This window comes from Bradyrhizobium arachidis (assembly GCF_024758505.1).
Lineage (GTDB): Bacteria > Pseudomonadota > Alphaproteobacteria > Rhizobiales > Xanthobacteraceae > Bradyrhizobium > Bradyrhizobium manausense_C.
Window position 1 is genome coordinate 3,173,481 of the sequence record NZ_CP077970.1, and the last position, 12,032, is coordinate 3,185,512.

The following is a 12,032-nucleotide window of genomic DNA, read 5'->3' on the forward strand; positions in this document are numbered from 1 at the left end:
CCAGCATTGGCTGGTTCCGGCCGGCATGGCTGACCTGCAGAGGCGGCCACTGGCGCGACGGCATCAGCGCAGCGCGGGTGAGGCGCGGCGCTGTCCGCTGCCATCAGGCCGTGCGCGGTCCTAGGCCGCCGCGCGATAGCCCTCTTCGGCCTCGAGATTGATGACGGACGTCGCGAGCTCGGTCAGGGCGTGGTCCGTGGCTTCCTCCTCGTCCAGCGTCTCCTGGAGCAGCCTTGCGGCTTCCTGCATGCCGAGCTCTTCGGCCCATGTGCGTAGCGTGCCGTAGCGGGATATCTCGTAGTGCTCGACGGACTGCGCGGCGGCGAGCAGGCCCGCATCCAGGGCAGGGGCGTTCTTGAACGCCTTCATGATCTCGGCGCCCTCATCGGTGATGCCCTTGATGGCTTCGCAGGGCTTGCCGCGGGCCGGCTTGTCCAGCATCTTGAACACTTGGTCGAGGCGCTTGACCTGTCCCTGCGTCTCGCGGAGATGCTTGTTGAAGGCGGCGGCAAGTTCCTTGGAATGCGCGGCCTTGGCCATCTTGGGCAGCGTCTTGATGATCTTGTTCTCGGCGAAATAGATGTCCTTCAGCGTCTCCAGGAACAGGTCCTTCAACATCTTCGGCGCCTGACGCGTACGGCGGGCTGCGGTCTTTTTGGTCGCTCGCTTCTTCGCTCGTTTAGCCATAAATCCTCCTCTTGGGGTGCGCAGGAAGGCACCCCTTCCTCAATCCTCACGCGATCAAGATTCTGCGCTGGCAAATGTTCCTCGCGGTCCCTGCAGCGAGCAGCTAAGGATGGCGGACGTGCCACTCCATCGGGAAGACGGCCTCTCGCATGCTCGATTTTGCCTTGTCGGCCTTCGTCACATTGCTGCTCGTGGTCGATCCAGTCGGCCTCGCGCCGGCCTTTTTGGCCGCGACCGGCGGCATGGGCGACAAGGACAAGCGAGCGGTTGCGCTGCGCGCGCCGCTGATCGCCTCCTCGATCCTGGTCGTGATCGCGCTGATCGGAAACTGGCTGTTGCGCCAGCTCGGGATCGGCATTCCCGCCTTCGAGATTGCCGGCGGACTGCTGCTGTTCGGCGTGTCCTACCAGATGATCTTTGGCGACCGGCCGCGCCGCGAGGCGCGCGAGGCCGACAAGGCGCTGTCGGAGCACGCCTCCGACGTCGCCGTGTTTCCGCTGGCCATTCCCATGATGGCCGGCCCCGGTGCGATCGCGACCACACTGTTGTTGTCGGGCAATGCGGCCGATGCCGCCCGGCTTGCCGTCATCATCGGGATCATCCTGCTGGTTTGCCTGCTCTGCGGCCTCTGTTTCGCTTCCGCGAACCTGATCGCGCGGACGCTGGGGCGGACCGGCAATGCCGTGCTCTCGCGCCTGCTCGGCATCCTGCTCGCGGCCTATTCGGTGCAGTTCGTCATCAACGGAATCGCGGCCGTCAGGGTCAGCCTGTCATGAAGCGTTCCATTCCGTAAGAAATTGATTTCACTTGATAATTGTTGGCGTCTCCGCGCCGGAATTCCTGCGCAGACGGAATACGCTTTCGCTTGCACTGCCTGAAGGCTTTGCGTACTTCGGGGGCACAACAGAACAAAAAAGCCCATCCTGAGGACGTCGATCTCGATGACACCAGACGAGCTTGTCCGCCAGCCCATCGCCGTCTCCGGCATGGCCGCAGCCTGATCGAGCGCCCCGGTGTTCGCGCGGATCAGGCACCTCGTCGATCGCAAGGGATCGAACAAGGCATCGAACCGCCTCCTGGTCCGCATCCGCGCGCTCCTGCGCAGCAACGAATTCTACCTGATCCCGCTCGCGCTCGTGATCGGCACCCTGGCAGGCGCCGTCGTGACGTTGATGGCCGAGATGGCGCAGATCGCCCATGTGCTGATCTTCGGCATTCCCGTCGATGTCCGCCTGTCGGCCAATGCCGTCGTCAACCCCTGGGCGGCGCTGGCGGCGCCCGCGCTAGGCGGGCTCGCGCTCGGCATCATGGAATGGTCACGGCGGCGCTTGAAGATCTCCAATGCGGTCGACCCGATCGAGGCCAATGCGCTGCGCGGCGGCAGCCTGTCGATGCGCGACAGCGTCGTGGTGTCGAGCCAGACGCTGATCTCCAACGGCTGCGGCGCCTCGGTCGGGCTGGAGGCCGGCTATACCCAGATCGGTTCGGGCATCGCCTCGCTGCTCGGCCGGTTCCTCAATCTGCGGCGCAATGATCTTCGTCTGATCGTGGGCTGCGGGGCGGCTGCGGCCATTGCGGCCGCGTTCGGCGCGCCGATCACCGGCGCGTTCTACGCCTGCGAGCTGATCGTCGGCGTCTATTCGGTCGGCAGCGCTGCGCCGATCCTGGCGGCTTCGCTCGCGGGCGCGCTGACGGCGCAGTATCTCGGCGGCGCGCCCTATTCGTTGGAGGTGCCGAGGGTCGAGGCCGTGGGGCTCGAGCAATATCTGGTGCTGGTCGGGCTTGCGCTGGTCACCAGCGGCGTCGGCATCGCCGTGATGCGCAGCTCGACGGTGTTCGAGCGGATGTTCGCCTGGCTGCCGGTCTGGATCAGGCCCGTGTTCGGCGGTCTGATCGTCGGCGCCTTCGCGATCCTCACGCCGCAGGTGCTCGCGGCCGGTCACGGCGCGATGGTGCTGGATCTGCACCACAACATGACGATCTCGTTGATTGCCATGATCATCGCCTTGAAGCTGACTGCGTGCCTGGTCTCGCTGGCCTCCGGCTTTCGCGGCGGCTTGTTTTTCGCCTCGCTGTTCGTCGGCAGCCTGATCGGAAAGTTCTTTGCAGCCGTGCTGCAACTGGTGGCCCCGAGCTTTGCGATCGACCCGCTGGTCGCCATGCTGACGGGCATGGCGACGCTCGGGGTCGCCATTGTCGGCGGTCCGCTGACGATGTCGTTTCTGGTGCTGGAGATGACCCGCAACGTCGATGTCACCGCCGTGGTGCTGGCGGGCTGCATCGTCACCTCGATCTGCGTCCGCTTCATGTTCGGCCATTCGTTCTCGACCTGGCGCCTGCATCTGCGCGGCGAGACGATCCGCAGCGCCAACGACGTCGGCTGGCTGCGCAATCTGACCGTGGAGCGGATGATGCGCGGCGACGTCGGCAAGGTGCCGTCGACCACGACGATCGCCGCCACGCGGCGCGAATTCGTGCTCGGTTCGCGGCCCGGCATCGTCGTCGTCAACAACGCCGACGAATATGTCGGCCTGGTCATGCTGCCGGACCTGTTCTCCAGCGATCTCGACACCATCGCGGACGAGATCCAGGTGGTCGAGCTCGCGCGCTACACCGACATCGTGCTGCTGCCCGAAATGAACGTGAAGAGCGCCATGGCCGTGTTCGACGAGGCGGAGGCGGAAATGCTGGCGGTGGTCGAATCCGCCGACAGCCGCAAGGTGGTCGGCTTCCTCAACGAGTCCTTCGCCCGCCGCCGTTATGTCGAGGAGATCGACAAGGCCACGCGCGGCGTGCTGGGTGCGCTGTCGTAGGAGCGGAGTTCTGGGAAGGGTCTGCCCAGCCGCTGTCGCCATTCGGCCCCATACTTTCCACGATGTGGTCTTGCTTCGGCCGAACTGACTTGGGGGAGTATCAGCCAAGCGCAAATGCGACGGGACGCCCTCATGCGGGCGACATTGGGCTGGGGCAAGGAGCGCCAATGGATTCCGCACCGAACCCGACGCCAATTGATCAGCGTCATGCCCTGTCCGCGCGTGCGGACGACGAACTGGTTCACGCCTACGAAAAGATCAAGAGCGCGGATGAACAACTCGCGCGTGCCAACGAAACGCTGTCGAGGCTGGAGCGCGAAGACGCGCGCCGCCGGCAGTCACGCGGCAGGCCGGCGCTGCGTGGCCTGATCGGCTTGCTGTTGGCAACTTGCATCAGCGCCGCCGCTTTTGTCTCGCAATCGTCCTATGGCGATACGGCCAGGCTGATGATTGCCGGCTGGGCACCGCTGCGCGCAGCGACATCGTCGCAGGCGCAAGCAGAACCGGTGCTTGCCGTGCAGCCAGGCCCGGCTGCTGCTGCTGACGTCGCCCAGGCGGAGCCAGCGCCGCAACAACCAGCACCTTCTGCTGAGGCTCCATCGGAGGCTGTCGCGCCGGCGGTGACATCGGCCTCTCCCGATGTGACGGAGTCGCTCCAGAAGATGGCGCGCGATCTTGCAAGGCTTGAACAGGGCATCGAGCAGCTCAAGGCGAACGAGGAGCAAATGAAGGCGTACCAGGAGCAAATGGCCCGCGACAATGCGAAGACCGCCGAGGAGTTGAAGGCGAGCCAGGAGCAAATCGCGCGCCTTGTTGCCATGACTCCTAACAAGACTTCTGAAACGACTCCCGACCAGGCTCCCCAGCAGAGCCCGCGACCCAAGACGTCAGCGTCGCCAGTGTCATCACCACGCCCTCTTGCTGCATCGGCGCACAAGCCGGCGTCGCCGCAAGCCGGAGCGCGGCGACCGGCCCCCGTACAGCTGCAGTCCGCTCGACAGTAGTCGCTATCGGCGGCGCTTGTGGTTTCGCGTGCACGGGGGCCCGTCGTCGGCCGTACGTTGATCTTCGCCAGGCGCGCAAATCGCAAAAGGTTCCCCGCACGGCGCAAATGTCGCAGGTGGTTGACGTTCATCAACCAGACAGGTGACATGCGCTATCAGGTTGCAGGTCCATGGAGATGAGAATGTCGATGAGATTGACCCCTCCGGCTGGTCGGATTGCCACCTTGGCCGCGTTCGCCGGCCTCATCCTCACCACCTCCGGCTTGCCCTCGGCCGCAGCTTCGGGCCTGTCGGCGCCGAAAGCCACGTCTGGGGCAACCGCGTCATCCGATGCCACCGACTTCAGCGCCGCCCGCCGCCGCTATTACCGGCCCGGTCCGAGCGCGGCTGGCCTTGCGATTATGGGTGCCGGGATGGGCATGATCGCCGGTGCGATCGCCGAGAGCCGCCGGCAGGAGTATTACGAGAACCGCTACTACTATGGCGGTCCCGGCTACTATGGCGGCGGCCCCGCTTACTATGGCGGCGGACCGTACTACGGCGGGCCGCGCTATTATCAGCCGTACTAGAGGCGCGTCGTCAGACAGATCCGTGCCCAGGACGCGGCGTAGCAACGCTTGAGGCGTTGCTGCTTGTCCGGGACACGGTAGGCGTTTCGCGTACACCGCTACGGCGGCGCCACCACCATCGCCACGATCCGCCGCACCAGCGGCAAAACCATGAGCAGTGTCGGGAACGCGACGAGCCACGACAGGCCCCATGCGACCGGCCAAGTCGACAGGAATTCCGGCGTGGCACCCAGGCTCTTCAGTGTCGAGATGACAGACACGACAGCCGTCATCAGCACGGACAGCACGAAGGGCATGACGACCGCCGCATAGCGCGCCGGCAGCTTGCGAAGGACAGGCATTGGACTTCTCGATGAAATGAACAGGTCGATCACGTGAACTGCGAAGACGCGCAACGGTCCCGACCATGTCGGTTGATGCGTTGCTTCACGTGAGACGCTTACGGCGCTGGAACAGCGGCGGGTGTTCCATAGCGGCGCGGTGCCGGCGGCGCAAGCCGAAACGAGCCACGATGGTTATTATCGTTCGAGAACGACATTTTGCGCAAAAGCGGCGCTCATACGAAGCAATTTTCGGCTAAATATTCAGCAGCCCTGTGCGCGCCTGCCGATAGACTTCGACCGGTCGATCCGATTGAATGACAGGAGACCGGGTTGAGCGATGCCGATGTGGAAAGTTTTACCAGCCCTGCTGTTGCTGGCTTCGCCCGCCCTAGCGCAGCCCGCGCCGAAAAGTGTTGCCGCGCGCACCGACCCCTGTGCGGCGATCGGGCGCACCGCTGACGGCAAGCTGGTCTACTCCATGAAGTGCGAGAACATTCCGGCGTCGCCTGTGCCCCCGCCGCCACCGCAGGCGGAAGTCAGGGAAGCCCCGCCGGCCGCCGAGCCGGAGCCTGAGGTGCGCCGCAGCGGCATTTTTGGCTGGTCCTACGACCGCAGGTGAGCTTGCCTCGCCACTTGCGCGGGGCCCGCTGGAGTGCTCTTTGCTTGAGTGTTCCCCTTGGAGGGCCAAGACCCTCCGACCCAGAGAGATGAGATGAGCAAACTCGTTATCCGCGCCGGCGATTTCACCTTCGATGCCCGCTTCGAAGAGCAGCTCGCGCCCAAGACCGTCGCCGCCTTCCGCAAGGCCATGCCGTTCGAGAGCCACATCATCCATGTGCGCTGGAGTGGCGAGGGCGTGTGGATGCCGCTCGGTGACCTCGATTTCGGCGTCGGCTACGAGAACCACACCAGCTATCCCGCGCCGGGCCAGATCATCCTCTATCCCGGCGGCATCAGCGAGACCGAGATTTTGATGGCTTATGGCGGCGTACACTTTGCGAGCAAGATGGGCCAGCTTGCCGGCAATCATTTCATCACGGTGACGTCGGGCCTGGAAAATCTGGCGACGCTCGGCAAGACCGTGCTGTGGAAAGGTGCCCAGCCGATCCGCTTCGAGGAAGTCTGACTTGTCGGAACCACGCTACCCGCGCGATCTCCGCGGCTACGGCCGCAACCCGCCGCATCCGCAATGGCCCGGTAACGCGCGCGTGGCGGTGCAGTTCGTCGTCAATTTCGAGGAGGGCGGCGAGAACAACATTTTGCACGGCGATCGCGCCTCGGAAGCATTTTTGTCCGACGTGCTCGGTGCGCAGCCCTGGCCCGGCCAGCGGCACGCCAATATCGAGTCGATGTTCGAATATGGCTCGCGCGCCGGTTTTTGGCGGCTGTGGCGGATGTTCACGGCGCGCCAATGGCCGACCACCGTGTTCGGTGTCGCCACCGCGCTGAAGCGCAATCCGGAGATCGTTGCCGCCATGAAGGAGGCGGGCTGGGATATCGCGAGCCACAGCCTGAAGTGGATCGAGCACAAGGACATGACGGAGGAGGAGGAGCGGTCGGAGATCGCCGAGTCGATCCGCGTGCACACCGAGGCGACCGGTTCGCGGCCGCTCGGCTGGTACACCGGGCGTTCCTCCATCAACACCAACCGCTTGCTGATGGAGGAGGGCGGCTTCCTCTATCTCTGCGACTCCTATGCCGACGATCTGCCCTATTGGGTCAAGGGTCCGCGCGGCAAGCAGCTCATGATCCCCTATACGTTGGACGCCAACGACATGCGCTTCATCAATCCGCAGGGGTTTGCGGAGGGCGAGCAGTTCTTCACCTACCTCAAGGACGCCTTCGACGTGCTCTATGCCGAAGGAGATACCGCGCCGAAGATGATGTCGGTGGGACTGCATTGCCGTCTGGTCGGCCGCCCCGGCCGCGCCGCGGGCCTCATTCGCTTCCTCGACTATATCGGCAAGCATGAGCGGGTCTGGGTGCCGACGCGGTTGCAGATCGCGCAGCACTGGCATGACAAGCTCACACATCTTGCCAATGATGCCTTCGAGATCTAGCCGAGGGGACGATGTCGCAGGTCTCGCTCTCCGATCTCAACGCCGCTGACAAGGCCGATTTCGTCGCGGCGCTCGCCAATGTCGTCGAGTATTCGCCGTGGATCGCGGAAGGGATCGCCGGGCAGCGGCCGTTCGCCGGGATCAACCAATTGCTCGACGCGATCAAGGCTGCGATCCAGAGTGCCGCGCCTGACGTGCAGTTGGCGCTAATCCGCGCGCATCCCGACCTCGCCAACAAGACTCAGCGCGCGGCCGGGCTCACGGCCGAGTCGAACGCGGAGCAGAACAGCGCCGGCCTCGACCGCCTGTCGGAGGCCGAATACGCCGCATTCGAGCGGGCGAACGATGCCTATCGCGCCAAATTCAGCTTCCCCTATATCGTCTGCGCGCGCCGTCACACCAAGGATTCCATCCTGCGTGATTTCGAGACGCGGCTTCAAAACATCGCCAAGACCGAGACGCGGCGCGCGATCGAAGAAATCTGTCGCATCGCCGCGCTGCGGCTCGATCAGCTCGTCGCCGCGGACGACAAGCTGAACGTGCACGGCCGGCTGTCGACCCACGTGCTCGACAACCACAACGGCAGGCCGGCGCCCGGCATCGCTGTCGAACTCGTCGAGCTCGCAGCGCTCGGTGAGAGCCGCGTCATCGCGCGCGCGGTGACCAATCATGACGGCCGCACCGACGCGCCGCTGATCGGTGGCCGTCCACTGCCGATCGGCCGCTACGAGCTGCGGTTCAGTGTCGGAAAGTATTTCGCCGCACGCGGCGTGCAGATGTCCGACCCGCCTTTCCTCGACGAGATCCCCTTACGCTTCGCGATCAGCGAGCCGGAGGGCCACTATCACGTGCCGCTCCTGGTCACGCCGTGGAGCTACTCGACCTATCGCGGCAGCTAGACGCCGAATTTATCTTGCAACGCGGGAAACAGCCGGTCCGGCTTGAACGGCACCGACGTGAAGCGGATACCGGTGGCATCGGCGATGGCGTTGCCGAGCGCGGCGGCGACCGGATTGTACGGGCTCTCGCTCATCGATTTCGCGCCCATCGGTCCAATCGTGTCCGAGGTCTCGGCGAAGAACACCTCGGTGCGCGGCACGTCGGCAAAGGACGGGAGGTGATAGTCGCGGAACTTGGCGTTGGTCACGCGGCCATCGGCGTCGATCACCATCTCCTCGTAGAGCGCGGCGCCCAGTGACTGCGCCACGCCGCCCTCGACCTGGCCGCGGCACTGCATCGGATTGGCGACGCGCCCGGCGTCGGCCGCCTGCACGCTCTTGAGGATCTTGATCTCGCCGGTGCCCTTGTTCACGGCGACGCGAAAGCCTTGCACGTTGAACGCCACCGAGCGCGGTGTGCCGCCGGAATTACCGCTGGCCGAGAGCTGTTTGCCCTGAGCGCGTGCGAGCTCCGCAAGCTCGGCAAAGGAGATGCGCTTCACGCCGGCGACGATGGAATGGCCGTCGAGCGTGCAAGTCGCGGGATCGCAAAGCCAGGCGGCTGCTGCAGCACGCTTCAGTTCACCCGCGAGACTCTCGGCCGCGGCCTGCGTCGCCTTGCCTGCGACAAAGATGCCGGCGCTGCCATAGGCACCGGTGTCGTGGCCGCCATGGGCGGTGTCGGATTGGCGCAGGCGGATGTTGTCGACGGTCGTTGCGAGCGCGGAGGCCGCGATCTGGCGGTGCACGGTGGTGGTGCCATTGCCGAACTCGGCGGTGCCGACGGTGAGCTCGAAACTGCCGTCGTCGCAAAGCGCGATCGTGGCGTCCGCGATGTGCCCGGCCGGCGGCACTGTGTCGATCATGGTCAGCGCAATGCCTTCGCCGATGAGCCAGTCCGAGGACAAGTCGGATGCCGGCGCATCTGCCCGCATTGCGCGCTCGACCAGGTCGAGGCACTGGTCGAGCCCGTAGGAGCCATACTCGACGTCGTGATAGTCCGACGGCGGCGGGGTCAGCATGGGGTCGCCGGGCTTGACGACATTGCGGCGACGGATGTCGAAGGGGCTGATGCCGAGTTGCTTTGCCAGTTCGTCGATCGCGGCTTCTACCGCGATGAGCGTTTGCGGCAGGCCGTAGCCGCGGAAGGCGCCTGATGGCACCGTGTTGGTGTAGACGGCGACCGCGTCGACCTTCTTGTTCGGGCAGTTGTAGACGCTGAGGCACTCCTGCGCGGCGTGGAACAGCACGGGGCCGGCGTGATTGCCATAGGCGCCGGTGTTGGCGAGCACGTCGAGCTGGAGCGCGGTGAGCCTGCCGTCCACATCGGCGCCGGCCTTGACGTGGACGCGCATCGGATGCCGCGTGGAGGTCGCGATGAATTGCTCCTCGCGGGTGAGCTCGAGCTTCACCGGCCGTCCGGTCCTCAATGCGGCGAGCGCCAAAATGTCCTCGACGAACATCTCCTGCTTGCCGCCAAAGCCGCCGCCGACGCGCTCGCAGAACACGCGGACCTTATCCCGGGGCAGGTCGAAGAGGTCGGCGAGTGTGCGGCGGGTGAGGAAAGGCACCTGTGTGGAGGAGCGGATGTTGAGCACGCCTGTAGCATCGAGCCAGGCAAGGCCGCCATGGGTCTCGAGTGCCGCATGCTGCACGCGCTGGGTGGTGAAGGTGCCCTCGTAGGTGACGGCTGATTTGGCGAGCGCCGCGGCGACATCGCCGAATTCGCCATGCTTTTCGGCGACGATGTTGCGCTTGGCATTGGCGACACGCTGCTCCTGTGTCCGATCGGGATGAATGATCGGCGCGCCGGGCGCGCGCGCCTGCTCGGGGTCGACGACCGCGGGCAGGATGTCGTAGTCAACCCTAAGACGGCGACAGGCTTCCTCAGCGGCGGCCTCCGTCTCCGCGACGACGGCGGCGACCTTTTGGCCGATAAAGCGAACGACGTCATCGAGGATGCGCGTGTCGTCCGGGTCCATCCAGTCCTGCTCATGCCGCGCGGTCGAGAACAGGCGGTTCGGTGCGTCCTCATGCGTCAGCACCGCATGAACGCCGGGAACGGTCAGCGCGGCCGCCTTGTCGATCGCAACGATCCGCGCATGCGGATGCGGCGAGCGCAGCAGCTTGATGTGCTGGAGGCCGTCGATGGCGACGTCGAATGTATAGCGCTGTTTGCCGCGGACGACGTCGGGCCCGGCAGGCGCAGGCAGGCTGCGACCGAAGGCCGTGCCGGGCTCGACGGTGTCCTCGACATTGGTCTTGCCGTCGAGCGCGTCCTCGATCGAGCGATAGCCGGTGCAGCGGCAGATGTTTCCCTTCAGCGATGCGCCGAGATCGGTGCGCTGCGCCTGGTTCAGCGAGGCGCAGGTCAGGATCATGCCGGCGGTGCAGAAGCCGCACTGGAACGCCTGGGCATCGAGGAAAGCCTGCTGCATCGGATGCGCGCCGCCCTCGGGCGCAAGGCCTTCGATCGTGGTGATTGCGCGACCCTCGGCTCGAAATGCGGGTATCAGGCAGCTATGGACGGGCTCACCGTCGAGCAGCACGGTGCAGGCGCCGCAATCGCCGGCATCGCAGCCTTTCTTCACGCCAAAATGGCCGAGCTCGCGCAGGAAGGTGCGCAGGCACTGGCCGGCGCGCGGCTGTTCGGAAAACGGCGTGCCGTTGATCTCAAAGCTCATGGCCGCGCCGTATCGCAGAGTTCGGCGCGGATTTCTTCGGCGAGCCGCAGCGTCATGTGCTTGCGCCAGAACGGTTTGCCGTGGACGTCGTCGTGATAGAGATCGTCGGTGATCTCCTGTGCGATCCTTTCGCGGAGCGCGCGCGCATCGGGTGGCTGTGGGAACGATAGCTGGATGGGGCGCACGGTCGACGCCGTCACTGTCAACGTGAACGTACCGTTGTCACCGAGGCTGCCGATCAGGAGCGCGGCCGACCGGCCAACCGGCGTCAGCGAGATCTGGCGAAACGCCGAACGGCGCTTGAGTGCGGTGAGGGGGATATTGATCTGCCGCAACAGATCGCCTGGCATCAAACGATTGCGCTGGTTGCCGGTGACGAATTCGACGATGGGAATCCTGTGCTCGCCGCCATTGGCCTTCCAGATGGTGCAGGTACCATCGAGCGCCGAGGTCAGCGAGATCATGGGTCCGGCGGGCAGCGACATGCAGAGATTGCCGCCAACGGTCGCGGTCTTCCAGATCTTGAACGAGGCGAGAAAGGCGCGGCAGCATTGGTTGATGAGCGGCGCCGCGAGCCAGTCGGGCGGGCAGGCGAGCGCGTCGAGCTGCGCGATGGTACAGGTGGCGGCGATCGACAGATGCGTGTCGCTGATGGTCAGCGCCGGCCATCTGAGGTCGGTGAGGTCAATCAATCGGGTCAGATGCACCTGCGGTTCCGAGAACAGCCAGGTCCCGCCCGCGAGCCAGGCGTCGCCTGCCGTCCAGGCGGGCAGTTGCGCCCGCGTCTGCGGATGGGCCACGGCCGTTACGGTATTCAAGTCCATGGCTGCCTGCGCCTCGATCCGGATGGATTGCTCCACAACAAGTCTTGCAAGACCGGCGCCAAGTCGCAACAAGAGTTGCTGGTTGCGCTGGCCCCTGCCTTGCAGGAATGGACCCAGCCGGCCGGCAGGA

General features: G+C 65.2%; 12 protein-coding genes. 8 read left to right on the forward strand and 4 right to left on the reverse strand.

Features of this window, described 5'->3' with window-relative positions:
- Positions 1–120: 120 nt before the first annotated feature.
- The gene (locus KUF59_RS14220; RefSeq protein WP_212457788.1) at positions 121–687 is read right to left on the reverse strand and encodes a YciE/YciF ferroxidase family protein; all 567 of its coding nucleotides are present in this window, start codon (positions 685–687) and stop codon (positions 121–123) included.
- A gap of 149 nt (positions 688–836) precedes the next feature.
- On the opposite strand from KUF59_RS14220, the gene KUF59_RS14225 reads away from it, so the two are divergent.
- The 4 genes from KUF59_RS14225 (at position 837) to KUF59_RS14240 (ending at position 5,073) form a co-directional block, all read left to right on the forward strand.
- Entirely contained in the window at positions 837–1,463 is a 627-nt protein-coding gene (locus tag KUF59_RS14225) for a MarC family protein (protein WP_212457787.1), read from the forward strand.
- 237 nt (positions 1,464–1,700) lie between these two features.
- The gene (locus KUF59_RS14230) at positions 1,701–3,500 is read left to right on the forward strand and encodes a chloride channel protein (protein WP_212457786.1); all 1,800 of its coding nucleotides are present in this window, start codon (positions 1,701–1,703) and stop codon (positions 3,498–3,500) included.
- A 167-nt stretch (positions 3,501–3,667) separates the two neighbouring features.
- Positions 3,668–4,504: a hypothetical protein gene (locus KUF59_RS14235; protein WP_212457785.1), complete on the forward strand. Its 837-nt coding sequence runs from the start codon at positions 3,668–3,670 to the stop codon at positions 4,502–4,504.
- Between the two features lie 182 nt (positions 4,505–4,686).
- Positions 4,687–5,073, forward strand: coding sequence for a hypothetical protein (locus tag KUF59_RS14240; RefSeq protein WP_212457784.1), 387 nt, complete (start codon positions 4,687–4,689; stop codon positions 5,071–5,073).
- A gap of 98 nt (positions 5,074–5,171) precedes the next feature.
- Here the strand turns inward: KUF59_RS14240 and KUF59_RS14245 are convergent, their stop codons facing one another.
- A complete protein-coding gene (locus KUF59_RS14245) occupies positions 5,172–5,414 on the reverse strand; it encodes a DUF2798 domain-containing protein (protein ID WP_212457783.1) in 243 nt (80 codons plus the stop codon).
- A gap of 325 nt (positions 5,415–5,739) precedes the next feature.
- Between KUF59_RS14245 and KUF59_RS14250 the strand changes: the two genes are divergently transcribed.
- The 4 genes from KUF59_RS14250 to uraD all read left to right on the forward strand — a co-directional run bounded on the left by KUF59_RS14250 (position 5,740) and on the right by uraD (position 8,355).
- Positions 5,740–6,015: a hypothetical protein gene (locus KUF59_RS14250; RefSeq protein WP_212457782.1), complete on the forward strand. Its 276-nt coding sequence runs from the start codon at positions 5,740–5,742 to the stop codon at positions 6,013–6,015.
- A gap of 93 nt (positions 6,016–6,108) precedes the next feature.
- The gene (locus KUF59_RS14255; RefSeq protein WP_212457781.1) at positions 6,109–6,522 is read left to right on the forward strand and encodes a DUF3830 family protein; all 414 of its coding nucleotides are present in this window, start codon (positions 6,109–6,111) and stop codon (positions 6,520–6,522) included.
- Position 6,523: 1 nt separating this feature from the next.
- Positions 6,524–7,456, forward strand: coding sequence for an allantoinase PuuE (puuE, locus tag KUF59_RS14260; RefSeq protein WP_212457780.1), 933 nt, complete (start codon positions 6,524–6,526; stop codon positions 7,454–7,456).
- 11 nt (positions 7,457–7,467) lie between these two features.
- Entirely contained in the window at positions 7,468–8,355 is an 888-nt protein-coding gene (uraD, locus tag KUF59_RS14265) for a 2-oxo-4-hydroxy-4-carboxy-5-ureidoimidazoline decarboxylase (protein ID WP_212457779.1), read from the forward strand.
- Here uraD and KUF59_RS14270 read toward each other — a convergent pair.
- Positions 8,352–11,078 carry a molybdopterin-dependent oxidoreductase gene (locus tag KUF59_RS14270; protein WP_212457778.1) on the reverse strand — a complete coding sequence of 909 codons (2,727 nt, stop codon included), beginning with the start codon at positions 11,076–11,078 and terminating at the stop codon, positions 8,352–8,354. The genes uraD and KUF59_RS14270 overlap by 4 nt on opposite strands.
- The gene (locus tag KUF59_RS14275) at positions 11,075–11,902 is read right to left on the reverse strand and encodes an FAD binding domain-containing protein (protein WP_212457777.1); all 828 of its coding nucleotides are present in this window, start codon (positions 11,900–11,902) and stop codon (positions 11,075–11,077) included. The genes KUF59_RS14270 and KUF59_RS14275 overlap by 4 nt, the downstream gene beginning before the upstream one ends.
- Between the last annotated feature and the right edge of the window lie 130 nt (positions 11,903–12,032).